At 54.1% G+C, this 229-nt stretch carries 1 protein-coding gene; it reads right to left on the minus strand.

The window, feature by feature from the left end:
• On the minus strand, nt 1-229 hold a 229-nt coding region (locus MMG82_RS21680), incomplete at both ends, for an Ig-like domain-containing protein (protein ID WP_241407427.1).

The raw sequence follows: 229 nt of genomic DNA on the forward strand, positions 1-229 counted from the left end.
GGGTAAGTGCCGTCAGGCAGCACAGTACCGGTCAGGTCGACGCTCCAGTTACCTTGCGCATCAATCACTAAGCCGTTGGCGGTGGTGTAAACCACACCATTGATGGTGACGGCTAAGGTGCTGTTGTCACCTAAATCGACGGTACCTTTGAAAATCAGAGTGTTGTCGTTGGTGATAAAGTCACTGCTGGAGCTGCCAGTGTCTTGGGTGATGGCGGTGATGGCCACGG

Origin of the sequence: Shewanella sp. MM_2022_3 (assembly GCF_022557375.1) — a bacterium.
Classification (GTDB): Bacteria; Pseudomonadota; Gammaproteobacteria; order Enterobacterales; family Shewanellaceae; genus Shewanella; species Shewanella xiamenensis.